At 54.6% G+C, this 260-nt stretch carries 1 pseudogene; it reads left to right on the top strand.

The features are described from left to right. Positions 1–260, top strand: a pseudogene (locus IT084_RS17840) (IS200/IS605 family accessory protein TnpB-related protein); the annotation flags it as partial.

Genomic DNA, 260 nt, shown 5'->3' with positions numbered 1-260 from the left:
TGGGAACTGCTTCTTTCCGGCACTTCTTATAATATCGAGTTAATCAAAGGCCGGGACGGCCGGTACAGGGTGCACATTACCTTCACCATAGCAGCACCTGAACCGGTGACCAATCCCAACCGGGGCTACCTGGGCATGGACACCAACCCGGACGGTGTAGCTTTGGCCAACGTCAATTATTTCGGCCAACCCGAACCCTGGCCGGAAGGATTCGCTGTTCCTTACCCGAAGGCACTGCATAAATTTGCCGGAGAGTTCCA

It is taken from the genome of Desulfallas sp. Bu1-1 (assembly GCF_015594625.1).
Lineage (GTDB): Bacteria > Bacillota > Desulfotomaculia > Desulfotomaculales > Desulfallaceae > JADNRQ01.
This window is presented reverse-complemented; position numbering and strand designations above follow the sequence as displayed.